Annotated in this window: 20 protein-coding genes; 9 read left to right on the top strand and 11 right to left on the bottom strand. The window is 64.9% G+C overall.

Annotated features, from left to right (window positions below; all coding sequences use genetic code 11):
- Nucleotides 1-370: 370 nt before the first annotated feature.
- On the top strand, nucleotides 371-808 hold the full coding sequence (gene flbT, locus Q8R73_RS08625; RefSeq protein WP_305719121.1) for a flagellar biosynthesis repressor FlbT: 438 nt from the start codon (nucleotides 371-373) through the stop codon (nucleotides 806-808).
- A 72-nt stretch (nucleotides 809-880) separates the two neighbouring features.
- On the opposite strand, the gene Q8R73_RS08620 is transcribed toward flbT, so the two are convergent.
- The 5 genes from Q8R73_RS08620 to Q8R73_RS08600 form a co-directional block, all read right to left on the bottom strand.
- Nucleotides 881-2,764 carry a flagellar protein gene (locus Q8R73_RS08620; RefSeq protein WP_305719120.1) on the bottom strand — a complete coding sequence of 628 codons (1,884 nt, stop codon included), beginning with the start codon at nucleotides 2,762-2,764 and terminating at the stop codon, nucleotides 881-883.
- Between the two features lie 7 nt (nucleotides 2,765-2,771).
- The gene (flgK, locus tag Q8R73_RS08615; RefSeq protein ID WP_305719119.1) at nucleotides 2,772-4,655 is read right to left on the bottom strand and encodes a flagellar hook-associated protein FlgK; all 1,884 of its coding nucleotides are present in this window, start codon (nucleotides 4,653-4,655) and stop codon (nucleotides 2,772-2,774) included.
- Nucleotides 4,656-4,692: 37 nt separating this feature from the next.
- Entirely contained in the window at nucleotides 4,693-6,498 is a 1,806-nt protein-coding gene (locus tag Q8R73_RS08610) for a flagellar hook-basal body complex protein (protein WP_305719118.1), read from the bottom strand.
- Nucleotides 6,499-6,691: 193 nt separating this feature from the next.
- On the bottom strand, nucleotides 6,692-7,192 hold the full coding sequence (gene msrB / locus Q8R73_RS08605; RefSeq protein ID WP_305719117.1) for a peptide-methionine (R)-S-oxide reductase MsrB: 501 nt from the start codon (nucleotides 7,190-7,192) through the stop codon (nucleotides 6,692-6,694).
- 136 nt (nucleotides 7,193-7,328) lie between these two features.
- On the bottom strand, nucleotides 7,329-8,786 hold the full coding sequence (locus tag Q8R73_RS08600) for an FAD-binding oxidoreductase (protein WP_305719116.1): 1,458 nt from the start codon (nucleotides 8,784-8,786) through the stop codon (nucleotides 7,329-7,331).
- A gap of 97 nt (nucleotides 8,787-8,883) precedes the next feature.
- On the opposite strand from Q8R73_RS08600, the gene Q8R73_RS08595 reads away from it, so the two are divergent.
- Together Q8R73_RS08595 and Q8R73_RS08590 are read left to right on the top strand one after the other, a co-directional pair.
- Entirely contained in the window at nucleotides 8,884-9,426 is a 543-nt protein-coding gene (locus Q8R73_RS08595; protein ID WP_305719115.1) for a histidine phosphatase family protein, read from the top strand.
- A gap of 51 nt (nucleotides 9,427-9,477) precedes the next feature.
- Nucleotides 9,478-9,903 carry a universal stress protein gene (locus Q8R73_RS08590; protein ID WP_305719114.1) on the top strand — a complete coding sequence of 142 codons (426 nt, stop codon included), beginning with the start codon at nucleotides 9,478-9,480 and terminating at the stop codon, nucleotides 9,901-9,903.
- Between the two features lie 69 nt (nucleotides 9,904-9,972).
- On the opposite strand, the gene Q8R73_RS08585 is transcribed toward Q8R73_RS08590, so the two are convergent.
- Nucleotides 9,973-10,209 (bottom strand): DUF1127 domain-containing protein, encoded by a 237-nt coding sequence (locus Q8R73_RS08585; RefSeq protein ID WP_305719113.1) that lies wholly within the window; start codon nucleotides 10,207-10,209, stop codon nucleotides 9,973-9,975.
- A gap of 186 nt (nucleotides 10,210-10,395) precedes the next feature.
- Between Q8R73_RS08585 and Q8R73_RS08580 the strand changes: the two genes are divergently transcribed.
- Nucleotides 10,396-11,745, top strand: a complete 1,350-nt coding sequence (locus Q8R73_RS08580) for a PLP-dependent aminotransferase family protein (protein WP_305719112.1) — start codon at nucleotides 10,396-10,398, stop codon at nucleotides 11,743-11,745.
- Nucleotides 11,746-11,773: 28 nt separating this feature from the next.
- Here the strand turns inward: Q8R73_RS08580 and Q8R73_RS08575 are convergent, their stop codons facing one another.
- Nucleotides 11,774-12,391, bottom strand: a complete 618-nt coding sequence (locus Q8R73_RS08575) for a hypothetical protein (protein ID WP_305719111.1) — start codon at nucleotides 12,389-12,391, stop codon at nucleotides 11,774-11,776.
- A 70-nt stretch (nucleotides 12,392-12,461) separates the two neighbouring features.
- On the opposite strand from Q8R73_RS08575, the gene Q8R73_RS08570 reads away from it, so the two are divergent.
- A complete protein-coding gene (locus Q8R73_RS08570) occupies nucleotides 12,462-12,896 on the top strand; it encodes a hypothetical protein (RefSeq protein WP_305719134.1) in 435 nt (144 codons plus the stop codon).
- Nucleotides 12,897-12,942: 46 nt separating this feature from the next.
- Here the strand turns inward: Q8R73_RS08570 and Q8R73_RS08565 are convergent, their stop codons facing one another.
- Nucleotides 12,943-15,345: an EAL domain-containing protein gene (locus Q8R73_RS08565; protein WP_305719110.1), complete on the bottom strand. Its 2,403-nt coding sequence runs from the start codon at nucleotides 15,343-15,345 to the stop codon at nucleotides 12,943-12,945.
- Between the two features lie 284 nt (nucleotides 15,346-15,629).
- On the opposite strand from Q8R73_RS08565, the gene Q8R73_RS08560 reads away from it, so the two are divergent.
- Together Q8R73_RS08560 and Q8R73_RS08555 are read left to right on the top strand one after the other, a co-directional pair.
- A complete protein-coding gene (locus tag Q8R73_RS08560; RefSeq protein WP_305719109.1) occupies nucleotides 15,630-15,860 on the top strand; it encodes an AbrB/MazE/SpoVT family DNA-binding domain-containing protein in 231 nt (76 codons plus the stop codon).
- Nucleotides 15,857-16,261 (top strand): PIN domain-containing protein, encoded by a 405-nt coding sequence (locus Q8R73_RS08555; protein WP_305719108.1) that lies wholly within the window; start codon nucleotides 15,857-15,859, stop codon nucleotides 16,259-16,261. The genes Q8R73_RS08560 and Q8R73_RS08555 overlap by 4 nt, the downstream gene beginning before the upstream one ends.
- 371 nt (nucleotides 16,262-16,632) lie before the next feature.
- Here the strand turns inward: Q8R73_RS08555 and Q8R73_RS08550 are convergent, their stop codons facing one another.
- On the bottom strand, nucleotides 16,633-17,139 hold the full coding sequence (locus tag Q8R73_RS08550) for a ferritin-like domain-containing protein (RefSeq protein ID WP_305719107.1): 507 nt from the start codon (nucleotides 17,137-17,139) through the stop codon (nucleotides 16,633-16,635).
- Between the two features lie 382 nt (nucleotides 17,140-17,521).
- On the opposite strand from Q8R73_RS08550, the gene Q8R73_RS08545 reads away from it, so the two are divergent.
- Nucleotides 17,522-18,589, top strand: coding sequence for a YbhN family protein (locus Q8R73_RS08545; RefSeq protein ID WP_305719106.1), 1,068 nt, complete (start codon nucleotides 17,522-17,524; stop codon nucleotides 18,587-18,589).
- A gap of 77 nt (nucleotides 18,590-18,666) precedes the next feature.
- Nucleotides 18,667-20,664, top strand: a complete 1,998-nt coding sequence (locus Q8R73_RS08540; RefSeq protein ID WP_305719105.1) for a hypothetical protein — start codon at nucleotides 18,667-18,669, stop codon at nucleotides 20,662-20,664.
- A gap of 7 nt (nucleotides 20,665-20,671) precedes the next feature.
- On the opposite strand, the gene Q8R73_RS08535 is transcribed toward Q8R73_RS08540, so the two are convergent.
- Nucleotides 20,672-21,295 (bottom strand): DUF2147 domain-containing protein, encoded by a 624-nt coding sequence (locus Q8R73_RS08535; protein WP_371126062.1) that lies wholly within the window; start codon nucleotides 21,293-21,295, stop codon nucleotides 20,672-20,674.
- Between the two features lie 137 nt (nucleotides 21,296-21,432).
- The gene (locus Q8R73_RS08530; protein WP_305719104.1) at nucleotides 21,433-22,461 is read right to left on the bottom strand and encodes an NAD(P)/FAD-dependent oxidoreductase; all 1,029 of its coding nucleotides are present in this window, start codon (nucleotides 22,459-22,461) and stop codon (nucleotides 21,433-21,435) included.
- Between the last annotated feature and the right edge of the window lie 103 nt (nucleotides 22,462-22,564).

Genomic DNA, 22,564 nt, shown 5'->3' with positions numbered 1-22,564 from the left:
CATACCTTTCTGGTGTGAAACGAGATTGCGAAAGCGCTCCAATCTTTTCTGATCGGGCGACGGTTCACCTTGGAACCAAGCTTCTAAGAAAAAATGAATCGTCGACGGCAAAAACAACCACGAAGGCAGCACGAAACGGCTGAGTTTCCGCCAACTTGCTCCGCAATAGTACTGATAAGCCGGCACATCCTGCGCGCCGCACCAAAATAGCAAAATTTTCCGTTCACCACTCGTTAACCATATTCGGAAAGGATCGCGGTCGCAGGGGCCACAACACCACCGACGCGTACCTGGCGCCAATCGAGGCCGACACCCATTTGAATTCGCGGCAAACGATCGTTTGCGCGAGAGGCGGCAACGGAGAACGTGCATGGCCCTAAAAGTCGAACTCAAGCCGCACGAGCGGATCATCATCGGCGCGTGCGTGGTCACCAACACCGATCAGCGTGCTCGCCTCCTGATCGACGGCGACAAGATTCCGATCCTGCGCGAGAAAGATATCCTGACGCCTGAGACCGCGGATACGCCGGCCAAACTGATCTATCTCGCCGTACAGCTGATGTATCTGTCGCCGGACCCGATGGCCCATCACCCGACCTATTTCAGTCTGGTGCGGGACGTTCTCAGCGCGATGCCGGGCGCCTGGCCATTCATCGAAGGAATCAACAATCACATCCTGAATGGCGATTTGTACCACGCGCTCAAGGAATCGAAGAAGCTGATCGGCCATGAGGAAACGCTGACGCAGGCCGCCAGAAGCCTGCAGGCGTCCGGTGCCGGCGGCGAAGCCGAGCAACAATCGGCGTAACGCCGCGAAGCTGCTCACCAAGGAAAAAGGCCTCCGACAGGAGGCCTTTCGCGTTTCGGCGCTGAAGGCCGATCAAAGATAGTTCAGCAGACTGGTCTGGTAGAGAGTCGCGGTGGTTTGATACGAGGCCTGCAAGGAGGTCTGCAGCGCCAGAATCTTGGTGGCCACCTCTTCGGGTGATATACCCTCGATCGAGTCAAGCATGGCCTGCGCCATCCCCTTGAGCTCGGTCTGCCGGTCCGTTGTCGACTTGACCGCGTGTTGCGCTCCGGCGAACTCCGCCTGGATATCCTGCAACGATTGATAGCCGGTCTGCGGCGCGAGGTTGGATCCGATGCGCTGACTGAGCGCGGTGCTCTGCGAACTGGCGTTTGGATTGGCGGCATCGGTCGTGACCGCCGCGTAGGCTGCCACGTTCTTCAGCAGATGCCGGAACGCCTGCTCGTCGGCGCGCGCGCCATACTGAACGGTGATCGACTGGTCGACGCGCGCAACCGCGGTGCCCCGAGCTGAATCGGAACCGACTTCGCCGGTGTACCAGATCACGGTGTTGGCGGCCGTTCCGGCCACCAGGGTCGTCGCCGTATTGAACGGCGGGCCGCCGACCCGCAACGGTGCCGGGCGCGCGGTTTCCGTGGCGCTGAAGCCAAGCGCGGCGAACGCAGCGGTGTTCGAGCTCGTGAGCGTCAGGTCTGTCGCATTGCCGCCATGCAGGGTGATCACGCCGCCATTGACTGTCGATGCACTGGTGGTACCCGTGATCGAATCGATCTTCTTCAACAACGCCTGAACGCTGTCGGTGACGTTGAGCTGGTTTCCGGTCGCCCCTGACGCAACAAATGCGATCTGGGTGCCGTTGACGGTGATGGTGTCGCCGGCGGCGAAATCGGTGGCTAGCGAATCCGTGGGCGCCGCGCCGGATAACAGCGTTGCGCCAGTGATCGCCGCCGGGACCGTATCCTTGTTGTTGACCGCGCTGCCTGAGATCGTTGCCGACGAATTGAAGAAATTATCCGACGCCTGGATCGCGGATGCGGCGACCAGCGAGGTGTCGGCCAGCTTCTGTATCGACGCGGTCAGCGCGGCCTGTAAGTTTACCGTGGTTGCATCGGTATCGACGCCAATCTGGAATGTGCCCGCCGCGGGCGGCGTGGTTGTGGTGGTCAGCGCCGTCAGCTCGATCGATTCGATGGTGCCGTCGGGAAGCTTGAAATTGAACTTGACCTTCTCGCCACTGTTCGGGTTGACGGCGCCGAGATCGACCGTCGTTGCCGGCGGCGCGCCGGCCGGCTGAGCGATGGTCGCGCCGGTCAGCGTCGAGCTCACCGAGGAGAGCTTGAGGCCGAACGCCGAACCGTCCTCGGCGACGCTGGTGACGGTGGTCGTCAGAGCCGGCGCCGTGACGGCGACACGTCCCATTGGGGCGGGGCCCGGCCCCTGATCGGCCTGCCTGCGTTCGTCGATCATTTGGGTCAGGCCGGCCTGGCTCCCGATGCCATAGAGCATGTCGTTGGCAGGCACCGTGGCGGGGGTGTCGGTCGCACGTCCCGAAAACAAATAGCGGTCGCCGGACTGGGTGTTGAGCATGGAAATGGCATTGGCGAACGCGGCCTGCGCCGTGATCTGGCCTGAGGTCTGACCGTTGTTGTTGAGCACGATGGTGGAGGAAGTCGACGCGCTCTTGACCGAGCTGCCGACGTTCGCCAGCCCCTGCAGCGACAGGTTCGCGACATTGATGCGGGTCTGGACGTTGGTGGCGGTGTTGGCATAGGCGTTGATGTTGGCGATCTGCGCGCGCAAGCCGAGCGCGAAAGCCCGGTCGGGGCCCTGCCCCGCGTAGGTCGTGGAGACCTTGCCGGTGGCGAGCTGCGTCTGCAGATCGTCAAGCTGACTTCTGAGACTGAGGATCTGCGCCCCGATATAGGATGTCTTGCCGCTTACGCCCACGATTGACATGGAATCCTCACATTGCCTGCATCAGGACGTCGTACATTTGTTTGACCGTGGACATTATGCGTGCGTTGGCCGAATAGGCATTCTGCAGCGCCAACAGGTGCGCCATCTCGTCGTCGATGTTGACGCCCGAAGTTGCGTTCATCTTGTTCTGCAGGGTGTTGAGAACGACCTCCTGGCCGTCAGACAGCAGCGCGGCGGAACTCGCGGCTTCGCCCTGCATGCTGATCACCTGTCTGGTGAAGTTCAGCAGCGTGCCGGTGAACGGCGCTCCGGTGGTGCCGATGCCGGTCTCCGGCGAATACCGGTAGGTGCCGGTCATCAGCTTGTCGAGGATGAAATCGGAGCGCGTGGTGTCGCCCGCGGCGGTGAGCGGATTGGTTGAGTAGACGATGGTACGGGAGGGATCACCCAGCAGCGCGTGGTTGACGCTGATCCGGCCGGCGAGACCCGTTTGCTGCGACCCGTTGGCGGTCAAGGCGCCGGTGTAGAGCGCGCCGCCATCGGTGAACAGCGGAAGCTGCGCGCTGCCGCCGGTCAGCGACGACACCGTCTTGGTGACCGAAGCCGCGGTGACATCCGTCCGGTTCGTCGCGCCGTCATCGAGCACGCGCAGCGTCGATCCCGACGGGTTCGAGAATTGCAGGCTGGCACTGGCGCCGAGCGCCGCGTTGAGCTGTGTGACGACGGAGGCCATGCCGCCGGAGAAATCGATGCCGAGAACACTGTCGTTCGGATCGAGCGTAGCATTGTTGCTCAGCGGCAATATGCTGGGATCGTCGACCCGCAGAATCGAAAGATTGTGCGTGATGCCGGTGATGTTGTCCTTGTAGGTGATACGCGCGACGTTGCCGGTCTGCAATCCCGCCAGATCGAGATCGAAGCCGGCCTGCGGCAATGCGCTGGCAGGCGCCGCGACACTCGCCGTTGTCTGGTCCGACAGCGCGCTCGACATTGCCGCCGCGAATTGATCGATCTGCGTCTGTGCTTTGACCAGCGTGTTGTCGCGCAGTTCGAGATAGGCGGCGAGCTTGCCCGAGCGGATCGCATTGGTGGCGACCAGGTCGTAGCTGCCGCCATCCGGAAAATCGATGGTGATGGTGCCGAGATTGTTTTTCGCCGGATCCGGATCGTACAGCGTGTTCGGCGTGACCGTACCCTGCGGATTGAAGGACAGCCTCGCAGCCTCGGTCCCCACCAGTTGCACACCGGAATTGGTAAACAACGTCACCTGGTTGAGGTTGTTGGTGACAACCCGAATGTCCATCAACTGCGACATCTGATCGATGTACTGGTCGCGTTGATCGAGCAGCGACGCCGTCGCGGCATCGGTCCGGCCGTTGTTCTGCAATTGATTGTTGATGAGCGCGATCTGCTTCATCGCGTTGTTCGCAATGTTGATGGAATCGTTGATTCCGGTTTCAGCATTGGCACGCAGGTTCTGGATACCCTGGCTCGTGGCATTGAGCTGCTGCGCCAGCGCCTGCGCGGCATTGACGACGCCGATTCGCGCCGACGCAGAGTCCGGGCTGGTCGACAGTCCCTGCACCGCCGTGGTCAGCTTGTTGAACGCGTCCTCGATGGTACCGGCCGAATCCGGGTTGCCATACACCGATTGCAGATTGGCCAGATAGGTTGCCCGGACGTTGGCATAAGTGGCACCGGAGGTCTCGGTGCGAATCTGGGTCTGCAAATACTGATCGAGTTCGCGGTTGACGCCGTTGATACGGACGCTGGAGCCGAAGTCGCCCGTGACGCCTGTAATCTGATTGAGGGTCTTGCGGACATAGCCCGGTGATTCCGCATTGGCGACGTTGGACGAAACCAGTGCGAGCGACGCCTGCGTTACACGCAGGCCCGACATCGCCGTAGCAAGGGCTTGACCCAGACTCATGACATACTACCCATCTTGGATCGATCGCGGACCGCGATTACCGCAGTACGTTCAGGAGATCCTGCATCATGGTGTTGGACGTGGTGATGACTTTGGTGTTTGCGGAATAGGCCTGCTGGGTGACGATCAGCTTGGTGAATTCGTCGGCAATGTCGGTGTTCGCCCCCTCAAGCGACGAACCAACGATGGTTCCGCCTTTGCCGTAGAGCGCCTGGCCGGATCCGTCGGTCGCCTCGAAAGCGCCGCCGTCGGCGCGCTTGAGGAAGTTGGTGCCGTTGAAACTGGCCAGCGTGATTTCGGCGAGATCGAGATTTCGGCCGTTGGAGTAGTTGCCGACGATGCGTCCGTTGGTCGAGACGCCGACCGATTGCAGCATGCCGGCCGGGAAACCGTCCTGCTGGATCTGGTTGACCTGCACGTTGCCGTTGGCATCGGCGAACTGTGTCACGCCACCGCTACCGAAAACCAGCACCGGACTTCCAATCGACAGGCCATTGACCGCGGCGTTGGTAAGCGTGATGGAAGCGATTGCCGGGGTCATCTGGCCGCTTGCCGAGAACGTGAAGTTGGTACCGACGTTTTGCCAGGCTACGTTGGTACCGGTTGCGTTCGGATTCACCTGATAGAACATGTTCCATGTCTCGGTGTGACCGACACCGAGCGAAACGCTGTCTACCTTGCCCCAGCGGAACTGCAGGTTCACCGGCGCACCCGACACATCGTAAGTGGTCACCGCGCCGCCGGCGACGGTCTGATTGAGAAAAGTCGAATTGTCCTGGCCGATCACCTGACCGGTTCCGACAGTGCCGCCGCCGGTACGGAGTGCGGTCGCGGTGCCGGTGAAGCCGAGTGCGGCAAAGGCGCTGGAATTTGAACTGGTGACCGAGAGATCCGAGGTGGTGCCGGAATGCAGGGTAATGGCGCCGCCGGAAATGGTGGATGGTATGGCCGTTCCGGTGATCGAGTCGATTTTCGCAAGCAAGTCGTTGATGTTGTCGGTGATGTTGAGCTGGTCGCCGACGGCACCCGCCGCGACGAAGGTAACCACGGTGCCGTTGACCGTGATGGTGTCACCGACGGCGAAATTGGCCACGAGCGAATTGCTGGGGGTCACACCCGACAGCATGGTCGCGCCGGTGTTGGCTACTGAGGGTGTGTCCTTGTTGTTCTGGACGGTGCCGCCCGTGATTGCATCGACATAGGGCGCGGCCGGCGTTCCCAACACCAGGGGGTTATAGCCCGCGGTGAACGAGCCCGGAGCCAGCAATTCCGATCCCGTGATCGACTTGTCGTGATTGGTCGTCAGCGGATAGCTGGCGAGGTTGGCGCGATACTCGATCTTGGAGGTTTCCTGCGCCGGCAGAAAATCGTTCTGGAACTTCAGGACCTGCGGCGAACTTCCGGTCAGGTTGCCGGTGGTCGGGTCGACCGGGACGCCTTGAAGATAGTAACCCGCGCCGTTGACCAGATAGCCGCTCTTGTCGAGCTGAAAATCGCCGCGGCGGGTATAGCGATCGACGCCGTCGAACACCGGCTGGCCGTCGGTAAACGTTCCAGGCTTTTGCACCGCAAAGAACCCGCTGCCGTTGATCGCCATGTAGGTGGCGACCGAGGCCGACTGCACGTCGCCCTGCACCGTGTTGGTGCTGCGCGAAGCGGTGGTGACGCTTCCGGCAAGCTGGCTGGTCAACCCGGTCGATGGAATGAGATCGAGGAAGCTGGTGTCGATGCGCTTGAAGGCCGTGGTCTGCGAGTTGGCGATGTTGCCCGAGATGTTTTCGAGTGCGTACGACTGTGCGCGCAGGCCGCCGACCGCGGTCGTTAAAGCACCGAAGATACCCATGACACTTTCTCCAAGTTCGATCCGGGCGGCCAGCCGGTCTCAAAAACCCGGGCCGCTGTCGAAGGAGCGTGTCGCAAGCACCGTGCCAAATTTTTAAGTATGTAAAATCAGGATCTTAGATGAAAAGCCCCGATCCAGGGACCGGGGCACAATTGCCGGGACGGGCAACAATTGCCGGGCCCAAGCCTGCAAATCAGGTCGCCGAGGCCGGCGCCGGATGAAACACCATCGCAAAACCGTTGATGCAGTAGCGCAATCCGGTCGGCTTCGGCCCGTCGTCAAAAACATGACCGAGATGCCCGCCGCAGCGACGGCAGTGCACTTCGGTCCGCAGCATTCCCAGGCTGCGATCTTCGGTCTTGCCCACCGCGTTCTCCAGCGGCTGATAGAAACTCGGCCAGCCGGTGCCGCTGTCGTATTTCGTCTCCGAGGCAAACAGCGGCAGGTCACAGCCGTTGCAGGCGAAGATGCCCTTGCGCTTTTCCTTCAGGAGCTGGCTCGAGCCCGGACGTTCGGTGCCGTGCTTGCGCAGGATCTCGTATTGTTGCGGCGTCAGCTGCGCGCGCCATTCCGCATCGGTCTTTTCGATCTCGAATTTCTCCGCGGCACTGGCCGGGGTGGATCGCAGCCAGCGAAAGGCGGCAAGGCCGAACAGACCGGCGACGGATGCGAGCAGGATACGGCGGTCAAACATGATGGTCTCCGTGCGAAGCGGAACAGGACGTGGTCGCTGTGAGATACGGGGCGCGGCATCAGAAGTTACATGGATCCGGCACGAAATTTCTCACTTTGTTGCGAGAAGGCCATCCCTGCCCCCTGCACCGGAGCAATCAGGAAGCTCCCTCGCCTTCGCCCGGGCTTGCCGTGGCCTGCGGGACGGGACGCTCCGGAGGTGGGCGGCCGGGCTGCGGCCGGCGCGGCGGCGGCCCTCGGGTTCCTGCCTGCCGGTTGGCCTCGGCCAGCCGCGCCTCGCGCAGGCGTTCCTGAACCCGCGCCCGTTCCCGGTAGCGGGCCAGCGCACCGGCGGCGGCGGAACTTCCCCGCCCCCACAACCCGATGACATGCCCGGCGGCTCGGCCGGTGGCGCCGCCCGCCCAGACCAGTTCGAACGGCGAAAACAGCCGCCAGCGTTCTTCGCCCCACAGGATGCTGCGCGCGATCAGCAGCCCCGCCATTGCCGTCGTGTTCAGGCCGTGGCGGCCGAAGCCGCTGGCGACCCACAGGCCCTTACGCAGCTGGCCGATCTGCGGCATGCCGTGCACGGTCTCGCCGACCACGCCGCCCCGCATTTCGGCAATCCCGACCTTTCCGAGTTGCGGAAAGATGGTGTGGATCCTTCGGGCAATGGCGGGCGCGTAGCGCTCGGGCCGCGCCGCCCATGTGGTTTCCGGACTGGCCCACATCAACCGGTCGCCCTCGACGATCCGAAAATGGTCGATGCCGTCGCTGTCGGTCACCGACCCCTGAAACGTCATGACGTCGGCCAGCCGTTCGCCGAGCGGCTCGGTCACCCCGGCGTAGCGCCAAACCGGCAGCAGCGTTTCCGAAAGCCGCCGCAGCGGCGCGCCGAGATGGACGTTGCCGGCGAGCACGATATGCGACGCGCGCAACCGCGCCGACGGCGTCACGATGCGCTTGCGGATGCCCGATGGATCGATACTGACGACCGGCGTGTCCTCGAAAATCCGCGCCCCTGCCCGCCGCGCCAGCGCGGCAAGGCCATGAAGATATTTTCGGCCGTCGAGTTGAAACGCCCGGGGATAATACACCCCGTGGAAATAGTGACTGGTCTTGATTTCGGCGCGCACGCGGTCGACCTGCCAGCCCTCGACTTCGGTATCGAAGTCCTCGCCGAGCATCTGCAGCCGGCTGATCAAGGCATCGCCGGCCTCGACGTTGGAGACCTCCAGGGCTCCCTCGCTGAGCGCGATCCCCGGCATCTGCGCTTCGGTGGCGTTGGCCCGGACATACTCCGCGCCCTCTTTCGACAGCGACCAGAGTTCGCGGGCGTCTTCCAGGCCGATGCGCGCGATCAGCTCGCCGATGGCCAGTCCGTAACCGGGCATCACCGTGCCGAGTTGATGGCCCGACGCGCTCCAGCCGACATGCCGGCCCTCGAGCACCGCGACGCTCGCGCCGAGCCGTGCCGCCTCGAGCGCCACCGTGAGGCCGGCAAGTCCTGCGCCGATCACGCAGATATCGACATCGAGGTCGAACGAAAGCCGCGAGCGCGCCGGCGCCGCGGCGGCATCCGGCCCGTTGGTCGCGCTTGTGAAAGTCTCGTCCATATCGTTTTCTTAGGGACCGATCAGGCGCTTGTCACCTTGTCCCGGGCATGAGCTTGTAGATTAATCCGGTGGGCCTGAACCGAATCGAGATTGCGCCATGCGTCGTTTGCTGCTGCTGCGTCACGCCAAGACCGAGAACGACGCACCGTCGGGCCGCGATCAGGACCGCCGGCTGGACGACCGCGGCCGGCGCGACGCCGCCGAGATCGGCGGCTGGATCGGCCGGCATCCGCCGTTTCCCGATTCGGTGCTGGTTTCAACCGCGGTCCGCGCCAACCAGACCTGGGAAATCGCCTGGGAGGCGATGCAGGATCTCGTGCCGCCGCCGCGGGTCGAATTTGTGCCGGAACTCTATGGCGCCGATCCGACGCAGTTGCTGGAAGCCGTCCATGCCGCGGCTGCGGCCGATCCGAAGGTCCTGATGCTGGTCGGGCACAATCCCGGCATGCATGAACTGGCGCTGATGCTGGCCGGCAGCGGCGACCCCGCCGGACGCAAGGAACTCGGCGACAATCTGCCGACATCGGGCCTGGCGATCTTCGACTTCGAAGTCGACGACTGGAGCGACGTGGCATTCCGCCGCGGCCGGCTGGCCCGGTTCGTCAGCCCGAGGCTGTTGAAGCTGGCCTCGGGCGACTGAGGCGGATGCGGTTTTTTCTGTGGTAGGCTGATCGCGAACACGGAGGCGCAGATGTTCAAGTCCATTCTGGTGCCGATCGATCTCGCCGATACCGATCTGGCGAAGGGCGCGATCGCCACGGCGGCGACGCTGTCGCAGACCTGGAGCGGCATGGTGCGCCTGCTCAACGTCCTGCCAATGACGCCGGTGATGCTGGCGGAATATGTGCCGGCCGATTTCGACGCCCAGCAGCGCGAGACCTCCGAGGAGGCGCTCAGCATCGTGGCACGGGAATCGGGCATCGAGGCGGCCCGGATCTCGAGCGTGGTGCGGCAGGGCGGCATCTATCACGAGATCCTCGAGGAGGCCGCGGCGATCAAGGCCGACCTGATCGTCATGACATCCCACCGGCCGGCGATGCGCACCTATTTTCTCGGCTCCAATGCCGGCCATGTCGTGCGCTACGCCAAGTGCTCGGTGCTGGTGGTGCGGCACTGAGCGCACCGCCTGCGCAAAATCACGAAAACAACCCCATGCACAGATAGGACTCCCTGTAATTACAGGGAGTTACCGCATCCGTTCCGTGCCCGGATGGAAGGCGCCGCCGACCGCCGCCTCGATCTGGCTGCGCACCAGGCCGATGTCGCGCAATTCGCGGTCGTCCCGCTCCAGCAGCGCCCTGATCGCGGCCCGGCGTTCCCAATAGGCCGCCGCGGCAAGCGCCCCGGCACCGATCCAGCGCACCAACCCACCCGACCATTGGGGGATCGAAGGTTGTGCGGCAGTCTGGGATATCGTGGTCATCTTTCTTCTCCAATCGGCCTTAAGCCCGGCTTGGCAATGCCGCTGGCGCAGGCGCTGCGGGCAGCGGTTGCGCCTCGGCGACGTCGGATTGCTCTCGCTCTCCTCAGTGCAATCTCGGGGCTTGAAGGCGTCTAATTGATCCTCTAATTGTATCGGTGCAAGTAAAACATTGCTCTCGGTGCAATAATGTCGAAATTCGAATACGCCAAGCTCGCCGATGCCGTCGCCGCCGAGATCGCCAGCGGCGTCCTCAAGCCCGGCGACCGGCTGCCGCCGCAGCGTACCTTTGCCTATGAGCGCAAGATCGCCACCTCGACGGCGAGCCGGGTTTACACCGAGCTGTTGCGCCGCGGCCTCGTGGTCGGCGAGGTCGGGCGGGGCACGTTCATTTCGGGCGAAGCGCGCCGCGGCATCGCCGCCTCGACCGAGCCGCGCGGTGCAAAAATCGACCTGGAATTCAACTATCCGATGCTGCCGACGCAATCGCTGCTGATCGCCAAAAGCCTGGAGGGGCTGAACCGGCCGGAGGCGCTCGATATCGCGTTGCGGCAGGCGACCAGCACGGGAACGCAGGGCTTGAGAAGGACCGCCGCGGATTACCTCACCCGGCAAAACAGGGACTGGTCGCCACGACCCGAGCAGATGGTGTTCACCGCCAATGGCCGGCAATGCATCGCGGCCGCGCTGGCCGCGGTGGTGCCGGCCGGCGGCCGCTGCGGCGTCGAGGCGCTGACCTACCCGTTCATCAAGGGCATCGCCGCCCGGCTCGGCGTCACGCTGGTGCCGCTGGCGATGGACGAACACGGCGTGCGTCCGGACGCCGTGCAAAAGGCCCATCGCGAAGCCCATCTGTCGGCGATCTACGTTCAGCCCGTCATTCAGAATCCGCTCGGAATCACCATGCCCGCCGCGCGCCGCGCCGACCTGTTGCGCGTGGTCGAGAAGCTCGATCTCGTCGTCATCGAGGACGCCGTCTATTCGTTCCTCGACGACGAGCCGCCGCTGGCGGCCCTGGCGCCGGACCGTTGCGTGGTGCTCGACAGCCTCTCCAAGAAGGTGGCGCCCGGGCTTTCGCTCGGCTTCGTCGTGGCGCCGCCGCGGCTGCGCGAAAACGTCATGGCGTCGGTGCGCTCCGGCGGCTGGACCGCGGCGGGATTTGCCTTCGCCGCCGCCCAGCAATTGATGGCCGACGGCACCGCGGCCGAACTGGCGCGGCTGAAACGGCTCGATGCGCAGGCGCGCCAGAAAATCGCGGCGGCCTGCCTTGCCGGCCTCGAAATCCAGACCAACCCCAAATCCTACCATCTGTGGCTGACCTTGCCGCCGCACTGGCGCTCGCAGACCTTCGTCGCCGCAGCAGCCCGGCGCGACATCGCGTTGACGCCCTCGACGACATTCGCCGCCAGCCCCGGCCATGCGCCGAACGCGGTGCGGCTGGCGCTGGCGGCCCCTCCGATCGACCAACTCGAAGCCGCGCTGGGCACGCTGGCGGGAATGCTGAACGCCCAGGAAGAGGATTTCGATTCGACCGAATGACGGACGTCATTGTCGCGGTGCCGGACCTCTATTTGCCCTGCGGCAGCAGCGCCTGCGGCAGAGCGTCGAACGTATAGGGCTGCGGACGGTTGCGCCGCAGGAAGCCGCCGATCTGCCAGGCGAACAGCGCGGCGAAGCCGACCAGGAACAGCGCCCCGCCCAACTCGCCGGTGGCGAGCGCGCGCACCAGCAGCCCGGTGATCGCGATTGCGACCAGCGCCACCAGCGCGCCCCCCGCGACGAAGACAGCGTAATTGATCCCGCCGGTCAGCTTGGCCGTGCTGCCCGCTTGCTGCATCCGCGCATGCAGCTGCGTGATGAAGTCGCGGTAGGGCCGGTCCTGCGTCGTCATCAGGGCGATGGTCTGCCAGCTGGTCGAATAGATGGCGATGCGCTGGCCGTCGTTGCGCGTGATATCGCAGCGGAAACGGCGCGACTGCATCGACGCCGGCCGGTACGACAGCCTGATCTCGGCGATATCGGCATAGGGCCAGACGCCGGACCTGCTCCCGACCTGCCAGGACAGCCCCTGCTCCGTCAGCTCGAATTGATGGGCGCTGCCGACCAGCGACGCCTTGTAGGCGTAACTGGCGGAGGGCGCGGCTTCCGCGGACGTCGTGGCATGTTCGATCGATGGCTCTGGCAATGCGATTATCCCGGTCATGGCGGGCGACGCCGGCTTGCGCGCCCCGCCGGCTTTACCCTACAAATGGCCGATGGCCGAGACGACTTATTTTCCGCGCCGCCTGATCCTGGCGGGCGCGATGATATCAGGGGTGCTGCTGGCGCTCGCCGTACACATGATGGGGGTGCGCTACGGCCTCGACCTCGGCGGCCTGTGGCGCGCCGGTAGCGGCGAATTCATGCCGGCGGGCGCCGCCATCGCGTGGTGGCTGATCGCCAGCTTCGGTTTTTCCGGCGGCTATCTGACGGCGACGCTGCTGGACAGCGCGGTATCCGGGCAGATTCCGCCGCGGATGCGCCAGTTCCTGATCGCGGTCGGCGTGCTGGTGCTGGCCGGCGCCGGCCAGGCGGCCTCGGCGCCGAGCCCGGTCCCGACCATATCGGGCGTGCTCGCGGGCCTCGCGGCGCTCGGCCTCGGCGCCGTCGTGGCGTTCTGCGGCGCGCATTTTGCGCTGCGCAGGTCGTGAGCGGAGTAATCGAGCCAACACCCCATCATCGCATCGGGCCGCGAGGTCATGCGACTTCCCGCAGGCTTGACCCGGACAGCAACGCGTCGACCTCGACGGCGGGGCGCGGCCGGCCGAACAGATAGCCCTGCGCCTCGGTGCAGCCTTCCAGCCGCAGCATCGCCAGTTGCTCCCGGGTCTCGACTCCTTCGGCCGTCGTCGAAATGCCCAGCCTCCTGGCCAGCACGGCGACGGCGTGGATGATCGCGATCGCGTCGCCGCGGGTGGAGAGTTCTCCCACGAAGGAGCCGTCGATCTTGATTCTGTCGAACGGAAAGCTTCGCAGATAGCTCAGCGACGAATAGCCGGTGCCGAAATCGTCCATCGCGATTTGCACGCCATGGCCGCGAAGCGCGTGCAGCATCGAAAGCGTCGCCTCGCTGTTTTGCAGCAGCGCCGTCTCCGTGATCTCCAGTTCGAGGCGGCGGGCCGGCAGCCCGGCCGCCGCCAGCGCGGCCGTGACCGAGGACACCATGTCGGGATTGCGGAATTGCACCGGCGACAGGTTGACGGCGACCCGGATATCACCGGGCCATCCGGCGGCGTCCCGGCATGCCCGGCGAAGCACCCAGTCGCCGAGCGGGATCATCAGGCCGGTCTGTTCCGCCACCGGAATGAATTCGATCGGCGCGATCAGGCCGCGGCGCGGATGATTCCAGCGCAGCAGCGCCTCGAAGGCGACGATCCTGTCCGCCTCGAGATTGTGGATCGGCTGGTAATGGACCTCGAACTGGTCCGACGACAGCGCGGTGCGCAGGTCGAGCTCCAGGGTGCGGCGGGCCTGGGCGCGGGCATCCATGCCCGGCTCGAAGAAACGGTAGACGCCGCGCCCCTCCGCCTTGGCGTGATAAAGCGCCAGATCCGCATGCTTGAGCAACTGGTCCGGATCACCGCCGTCGTCGGGCACGAGCGTAATTCCGATGCTGACGCCGATGGTGAGCTGGTGGCCGTCGATGTCGTAGGGCGCGCCGATCACATCGACGATGCGGCCGGCCAGCGCGGCCACCGCGGACGTCTCGGCATCGCCGCGCAACTGGACGATGGCGAACTCGTCGCCGCCGAGACGCGCGACGGTATCGCCGGCGCGCACGGTCGCGCGCAGGCGCCGGGCGACGTCCCGCAGCAAGGCGTCGCCGATCGGGTGACCGAGCGTGTCGTTGATATCCTTGAAATGATCGAGATCGAGGCAGAGCACGGCGATGCGGTCGCCGGACCCGGCCGCTCCCAGCGCCAGTTCCAGCCGCTCCCTGAACAGCGTGCGGTTCGGCAGATCGGTCAGCGCGTCATGACGGGCCATGTGAAAAATCTGCTGCTGCGCCTGCTGCCATTCGGTGATGTCCTCGAAGGTCGCGACCCAGCCGCCACCGTCCATCGGCTGATTGACGACGCGGATCGTGCGCCCGTTCCGCTCGACGATCCGGGTCGCCGTCTGGCCACCGCGCATCTGCGTCACGATGCTTTCGTAAACCTGCTCCGGGTTGTGCTCCCGCTCGCCGGTGACCCTCTGATGCTCGAACAGTTCGAGCAGCCGCCTGCCCTTGAAGGACATGATGGTGCGGCCCATCATTCGGGTGTAGCGCTCGTTGAACAGCACGATGCGGCCGTCGGCGTCGCACATGCACAGGCCCTGTGACATGTTCTCCAGCGCGGTGTCGAGCAGGATTTCCTGCTGGCGCAGTTCGCCCTTCGATCGCCGGTCGAGCAATGCCGCCAGCAGGCACATGCCGAGCAGGATGGCAGCGGCGCCGGCAATGAACAGAGCGAGCGCGGCGGACGACAGCGACGGGCCATCGATGACCACGGCAGGATCCGGAATGAACGAGACCGCCCCCATCGCCGTGAAGTGATGCGCCAGGATGGCGATCGCCAGCAGCGCGGCCGCCGCAGCCCCATGGCGAAAGTCCTCACGCCGTGCGGCGACGAATACCGCGAGGCTGGAAAAAACCACGCCGAGCAGCAGCGACGCCGCGACGGTGCCGTGCGACCAGATCAGGCGGGCGGGCAATTCCAGCGCCAGCATGCCGGTGTAGTGCATCGCCGCGATGCCGAGACCGACGACGGCGCCGCCGGTCGCCGCGATCCATCGCCGGTCGTGGCGCACGGCGATGCCAAGACCGGCGCCGGTGATGACCACGGCCAGCAGCAGCGACACCGCGGTCTGGCCGAAATCATACCTCAGACCGGTGCCGCGCCCGTAAGCCAGCATGGCCACGAAATGCGTTGCCCAGATCCCGAATCCGCCGGCAGCGGCATCGAGGCCCAGCCACAGCAGCCGGGTGTTGCCCGCCGTCTGCTGCGCGCGCTGGAACAGGCTGACCGTCACCGCGCTCGCCAGCAGACAGACCGCACCGGCCAGCGCCACCAGGCGCCAGTCGTGCTCGATCATCAGGGAGTTGAGAACTTGATACATTGGACCTCGCTTCACCGGGACAACGAACGGGTCGGTGTTTCGCGGTGGTCAGGCGCGGTATCGTTCCGATCGTGGATAACGAGGGCTTACAAGGGGATGGCAACGGGACCGGGCGGTATCGGATCGGCCCGCAAAAGCCGTGCGGGGCCGAAACCGCCGGATGGAACCTGCGGGCAGACCCGGGTGGGCGGTGGAAACGGCGGATTTATCGCCCACAGAAATGCCGCCTCTTGAGAATGATATCATTTCCATGATATCATTAGGTTCACGACAAGGAGGTAGCCATGCAAGTTTCGAAATGGGGCGACAGCCTGGCCGTGCGGTTGCCCAAGGCGCTGGTGGAGAAGATGGGCCTGATCGTCGGGGACGAGATCAACATCGTCGATGTGGCCGAACGAACGTTGGTCGTGCAGAAAGAGGACCGTCGCAAGGCCGCGCTCAAGGACATCGCCTCGCTGAACTGGACGCTTCCTCCCGATTACAAATTCGATCGGGACGAGGCCAACGAACGGTGACGGCGTTTTTCGATACCAACATTCTGGTTTACGCCGCGAGTTCGGATGCGAAAAGACAACCAGCCAACGAGTGCCTGGGGCGACGTGGCTTCGCCAGCGTGCAGGTACTGAACGAATTCGTTCATGTCGCACGGCGGAAGTTCGGCCACGACTGGCCACAAATCGAGTTCGCGCTCGGGCTCTTTCGCGCCTCGCTCGACGATGTCGTTCCGGTCACCTTGAACACGCATCAAGCCGCCGTCGCGCTGGCCCGCGATCATCGCCTGTCGTTCTACGACGCGCTGATCGTCGCCGCCGCGCTGCAGGCCGGCTGCGACACGCTCTACACCGATGACATGCAGCACGGCCGAAAAATCGGCGGGCTCGCCATCGTCAATCCGTTTGATGAAGGTGGCGGTTGACCGCTTCTGTCGAAGGGCTGCCTGTCGAAGCAACTCGCCGATCTCCGCAGCCGTCATTGCGAGGAGCGCTTGCGACGAAGCAATCCATTCTTTCTCGCCCAGCAAGATGGATTGCTTCGCGAGCCTCTCTTCGGGCGCGCGTTCGCGCGACCCGTTGGCTCGCAATGACGAGGGGTGACGCTCCGCTCATTCGAGCGGCGCCTGCACGCTGCTGCATCCAATTCCGCCGCTGTAGGCCTGCGGAGGAGCCGCCCCCCAACCCGGCGGGCCTGCGGCCCGCCACCCTCCCCACCGCTTCGCGGGGGGAGGACAAGAAAAAACGCCGCGCGGGATTTCCCGCGCGGCGCTCTGATCGAATCCGGTTTCGCCGGTCAGCTCGCGGCGCGCAGGTTGATGCGGCTCTCGGCCAGGGTGGTCAGCTTCTTGTCGGTGGCCTTTTCCTCGTCGAGGGTTTTCTGCAGCACGACGGCGCAGTCGTTGCGGCCGAGCTGTTTGGCCCAGGCAACCAGGCTGCCGTAGCGCGCGATCTCGTAATGTTCGACGGCCTGAGCGGCGTTGATCAGGGCGGCATCGAGCACCGACTTGTCCTCGACCTCGCCGAAGATCTCCTCGGCTTCCGCGATGATGCCGTCGATCGCCGGGCAATTCACCGCCTTCACCTCAGCGCCGTGCATCTGGAACACCTGTTCGAGGCGCTGCAGCTGGATCCGGGTTTCCTCGATATGGGTCACAAAGCCCTGCTTGAGCTGCCTGTCGGTGGCCTTGTCGGCCATTTTCGGCAGCGCCTTCACCAATTGTTTCTCGGCGTAATAGATGTCCTGCAACTGGTGCACGAACAGGTCGTCCATGGTCTGGATGTCTTTACTGAACAGTCCCATGCGGGTCCTCCTGGTAGGGGAACAGTCCGGCGGCCCGTTGCTCACGGGCGTTCGGTTCGTTCGATTTCGGATACAGCGCTAACCGGGGCATTGCCGGGATGTTCCTGGCGCGAGCCCAAAGCATCGTGATGGAACGGGCCACCAGGCCCGCGGGCCGTTGATGATCCCGGTCAATGCCGGGAGCCGGGTTTTGCGCGTAGGCGATATGCAGGAAATATGACGCCCGTCCCGGCGGAGGCCGCATGGCCGGGCGTTGTCAAGGACTGCCCAACGCCGCGTTTTTGCATTATGGGTCTGGGCTGGATCGGGCGGTTGGCGGTATGCCTGTCATCAATCGCTGCGAAAAGGCTCGCAACAGGTTGCCGCCCCGCCGGGAGGACGAATGCATCGACTGCTGACCACGCTGAGGCGTGGCTTCAAGGAACGGATCGGCTGGAAACGGCTGGGGATCGCCGCAAGCCTCGTCATTATCGCCTTCGCCATTTCCACGATGGTCCGCACCCTCAAGGGGGTCGATACCGGCGTGATCCTGACCGCATTGACGGAGATTCCGCTTGCCAACATCGCGCTGGCCGCGCTGTGCGTGATCGGCGCGTTCTGCACGCTGACCTTCTATGATTTCTTCGCGCTGCGCACCATCGGCAAGAACCACGTGCCCTATCGCACCGCCGCGCTGGCGAGTTTCACCAGCTACACGATCGGCCACAACATCGGCGCCACGGTGTTCACCGGCGGCGCGATCCGGTTCCGGATCTATTCGGACCACGGCCTCTCCGCCATCGACGTCGCCAAGATCTGCTTCCTGTCCGGCCTGACTTTCTGGCTCGGCAATCTGTTCGTGCTGGGCATCGGCATGGCCTGGCACCCGGAGGCGGCGACCGCGATGGACCTGCTGCCGCCGGCGGTGAACCGGCTGATCGCGATCGGCTGCCTGGCCGGCATCGCGGCCTATTTCGTCTGGCTGGTGACCGGCGAGCAACGCCGCGAACTCGGCCAGAACGGCTGGAAGGTGGTGCTGCCCTCGGCGCGGCTGACGTTGCTGCAGATCCTGATCGGTGTGGTTGATCTCGGATTCTGCGCGCTGGCGATGTACCTGCTGATGCCGGCGCAGCCCCACATCGATTTCGTGTCGCTGGCGGTGGTGTTCATCCTGGCCACCCTGCTCGGCTTCGCCAGCCATGCGCCGGGCTCGATCGGCGTGTTCGACGCCGCCATGCTGGTCGCCCTGCCCCAGTTCGTCAGCGAGCAATTGCTGGCGACCCTGGTGGTGTTCCGGATCCTGTATTTCCTGATCCCGTTCGCGATCTCGATCTCGATCATGGGTTTGCGGGAAGTGTGGCTCAGCGTGGTGAAGCCGTGGATGGAACGCCGCCGGCTCAGCGAACTGGCCGAGGTCTGCACCTCTTCCAACGCCGTGCCGCAGCCGGTAAAGCGGCAGGCGCAGGGGTAGAGCGCGAGTAACAGCCACGTTATCGAATCCGTCCGGATTTCTCTTATTTCCGCCCTACCAGTAGCGTCAAAGGCGCCATGGTTCGAATTCAAATCCGCCTCATCCTGCCCGCGGCGCTGCTCGCGGCGGCGCCAAATGTGCTGCCGGCGGCGGCGCAGACCCCTCTGCTGCCGCCCGCGGCCATGCAAAGCACGCCGGCGATGCCAGGCGCGCCGGATAGCGCGATGCAGATTTCGTGGGAAGTCCGCAACCGGTTCCGGCTGTTCCGCGAGGAGCGCGACTTCGCGCTGCATACCGAGGGCGGCGCCGGCCGCAGCGTGCTGGCCACCGAACAGGCGCTGGCGCTGCAGAGCGACGGCCGCGGCTGGGCCCGAAATGCGGTGAACCGGCTCTGCATCGACCTGCTCGGCCGCGTCAGCGAGCCCTGCACCCGCGACGGCGTCAAGGAAAGCTACCTGACCCCCACCGAGCACCCGGTCACGGTCCGGCTGACCGGGCAGGTTCCGGTCGGCGCCACCTGCGCCTGGACCCTTGAGGACGGCGACGGCCCCCGGCAATCCACCTTCGATTGCGCCGAGCCGGTCAATTTCCGGGCGCGCTACGGCCGGCCGACGCTGGCCACCGTGGACGTCTCGTCCGCCGACGCGCCGGTTCGGATCTCTACCGAGATCGCGGTGCGCGATATCTTCATCGCCGGCCTCGGCGACAGCATCGCGTCGGGCGAAGGCAATCCCGACCGGCCGGTGGCGCTGGCCGATGTGGGTTTCTGTTTCCGCTCCTATCTCGGCATGGCCTACACGCAGTATTACCGGCCGAGCCGCGCCGGCTACAAGGGCGGCCGGGCCTGCGAGGCGCCCGACTCGCTGCAGGTGTGGCAGCGCCAGAGCGCGCTGTGGCTCAATTCGGCCTGCCATCGCTCGCTGTACAGCTACCAGACCCGCACCGCGCTGGCGCTCGCCGCGCAGTATCCGCACATCGCGGTGACCTACCTGCCGCTGGCCTGCACCGGCGCCACCATCGCCGAGGGGCTGTTCGGCTCGCAGCAGGCGCGGGAATGCCCGCCGACCAAATCGGGCGCCAAATGCTCCGGCAAGGTGAGCGCGCAGCTCACCGAATTGCGCGAAGCCGTCACCGCCGCCAAGCGCCGCCAGCCCGACCGCAACCTCGATCTGGTGCTGCTCTCGATCGGCGCCAACGACATCAATTTTTCCGGGCTGGTCGCCGACGTGATCGTGGACAATGCCACCGAGCGCGCGCTGTTCCGGCGCTCCGGCGTGATCGGCTCGGTGGAGGATTCCCGCAGCGCCATGACGCGCGATCTGCCGCGGGGGTTTGCAAAATTGCGCGAAGCGCTGAAGCCGCTGGTCGGCGACATGTCGCGGGTGGTCTATGTGTCCTACGCCAATCCGACGCTGGCGGCGGGCGGCGTACCCTGCCCCGGCGGCCCCGCCGGTTTTGACATTCACCCCTCGTTCAATGCCGAGCCGCGACGGCTCGCCCACGTCTCCAATTACGTGCAGAACGAGTTCCTGCCGGCGCTGAAGGCGCTCGCGCTGTGCCAGGGCGGCATCCTGTGCCGCGATCCCGCCGCCGACCGCATGACCTTCGTCGATGCGCACCAGCCCGCCTTCGCCGGCCGCGGATTTTGCGCGCGGGCGCCGACCGATCCGGAATTCGACCAGGCGTGCTTTTCGCCCAAGGGCGAAAGTTTCGATCCCGACATCGTCACGGCGGCCAGCCAGCCGATGCTGTGCGGCCGCAGCGCCGGCGAATACCGCGCCTATCTGCCGCGGGCGCGCTGGATCCGCGACGCCAATGACAGCTATTTCGCCGCGATGACTTATCCCGGCGGCTTGCCGGCTTCCAGCCAGCCCTCCGATATCCACGATGCGACCTGGGGCATTCTCTCCGCGGTCTATGGCGGCGCGGTGCATCCCTCGGCCGAGGGCCATGCCGCGATGGCGGACGCAGCCGTGCCGGCCGCGGCCTCGGTGCTTCGGCTCGATGCGGTCGACCCGGTGCCGGCGGCACCGGCGGAGTTGGCGCCGATGGAGATGGCGCCGGACGTTCGTTGATCCGGCGTCAGCGCGCCGGCGCCGGCAAGGCCGCGGGGGCGGGCGCCGTGCTCTTCCTGGCGGCGGGCTGCTTGGCAGCCTTGGCGCCGGCCGGCGATTTCATCGCCGCGGCCTGCGCCGGCAGCCATTTGGCGACGACCGCGGGATCGAGCTCGGCCATCGCGGTGTCAGGCAGCCGGGTCCAGGTCTCGTCCTTGCCGAACAGCGCGATCCCCATATAGCCGCGCATGGTGAGCGACTGGCCGTCCGGGCTGACGGTCATCTTCGCCTTGTAGATCTTGCCGTCGCGCGGATCGAGAACGTTGCCTTTCTCGTATTTAAGTCCGTCGCGCTGCATGTCCCTGATGAAGGACAATCCGAGCAGCGGCGCGTTCATGCGGTCATCGACGCACTTGCTGCAGATCGGGTTCGGAGCGTCGCCGGGCCGCGGGAAGGTCTTCGCGATCACGCCTTCGAACACCCCGTCGCGTTCGACGAACAGGAACCAGCCGACCGGCTTGCCCTCCTCGATCTTCTGCCAGAGTCCCGCGGCTGTCGGCTCCGCGACTTGCGCCGCCGCCATGGTGGCGAACAGGCCGAAACCGATCACGAACAAAAGTGTCTGTTTAATTCTGGATATCGCAGTCTGCATGTTCACCACCACCTGACCAATCCATAAAACAATGGCCCCAGACTAAGGCCATTTCGCGGAGGGTTCCAGCGCCGCCGACCGGCATCGGATCAGCCGGGCGGCGTGGCGCTGCCATATTGCAGCGGCATTTGCGGCGGTCAGTTGACCCCGAGTTTCTTCTGCAGGCTGGAGGACGAGGTGGTGTACTGGAACACCAGCCGCTTGTCCGGATAGATGTAGCGGTGCGCCTTCTGCGCCATCAGCGATCCCTCGTGGAAACCGCACAGGATCAGTTTCAGCTTGCCGGGATAGGTGTTGATGTCGCCGATGGCGAAGATGCCGGGGATGTTGGTCTCGAACGCCGAGGTCTCGACCGCGACCAGATTGTTCTCCAGCGCCACGCCCCAATTGGCGACCGGACCGAGCTTCATGGTCAGGCCGAAGAACGGCAGTATCGTGTCGCACGAGATCTTCGTCATGGCATTGTCATTGCCCTTCACGGTGGCGCCGGTGAGCTGGCCGTCCTTGCCCTCGAGCTCGGTGACCTGGCCGATCCTGAGCTCCAGCTTGCCGGCCGCCACCAGCGCGCGCATCTGCTCGACGCTGTGGGGCGCGGCGCGGAAATCGTCGCGACGGTGCAGCAGCGTGACGCGCCTGGCGATCGGGTGCAGATTGAGGGTCCAGTCCAGCGCGGAGTCGCCGCCGCCGACGATCAGAATATCCTTGTCGCGGAACTGCTCCATCTTGCGCACCGAATAGAATACCGAGGTGCCCTCATAGGCCTCGATGCCCGGCACCGGCGGCCGCTTCGGCTGGAACGAGCCGCCGCCCGCCGAGATCACCACCACCTTGCATTCGAACACCTGGCCGGCATCGGTGGTGACGCGAAAGCCGGGGTCGCCGATCTTCTCGATCGTCTCCACCATCTCGTTGAGATGGAAGGTCGGGTTGAACGGCTTGATCTGCTCCATCAGCGCATCGGTCAGGCCCTGGCCGGTGACGAAAGGAATGCCGGGAATGTCGTAGATCGGCTTTTCCGGATAGAGCTCGGCGCACTGGCCGCCGATCTTGTCGAGGATGTCGACGAGATGCGCCTTCATGTCGAGCAGGCCCAGTTCGAACACGGCGAACAGTCCACAGGGGCCCGCGCCAATAATCAGCACATCGGTCTTGATCGCTTCGCTCATGTCAGCTTCTTTTTCAGTTGAACCGTCGCCGGCCGGCCGGGGGCCGTTGGGCTGCGCCTGTCTAGCCAACGCCGGGAGCCGAGGAAAGCCATAAATGGGCGAC

This window comes from Bradyrhizobium sp. (assembly GCF_030697065.1).
Classification (GTDB): Bacteria; Pseudomonadota; Alphaproteobacteria; order Rhizobiales; family Xanthobacteraceae; genus Bradyrhizobium.
This window is presented reverse-complemented; position numbering and strand designations above follow the sequence as displayed.